Here is a 271-nt window from a genome sequence, read left to right on the forward strand (position 1 = left end):
TTAAGAATAGGAGTTGAAAGATAATGAAAAAGATAATAATGATGATAATTTTAGGAATAATATTAAGTTCTTGTGGAACATTGGGATTAGCAAGATATGGAATAGAAGAAACAATAAGGGATGGTGAATCAGAAAAACGTTCAAAAATATTAAGAGAAAAAGAAGCAGGAGGTTCAGGAGAAAAAGATGAAAAAATAGTAGAGGAAGCAATAAAAGATATATCAGTAAGATCAATAAATAAGAGAGTACAATTTGGAGAAACAACATTACT

General features: G+C 28.0%; 1 pseudogene. It reads left to right on the plus strand.

What is annotated here, in order from left to right:
- Positions 1-23: 23 nt before the first annotated feature.
- A pseudogene (locus EII29_RS11760) lies at positions 24-271 on the plus strand (hypothetical protein); the annotation flags it as partial.

It is taken from the genome of Leptotrichia sp. OH3620_COT-345 (assembly GCF_003932895.1).
In the GTDB taxonomy this organism is placed as follows: Bacteria; Fusobacteriota; Fusobacteriia; order Fusobacteriales; family Leptotrichiaceae; genus Pseudoleptotrichia.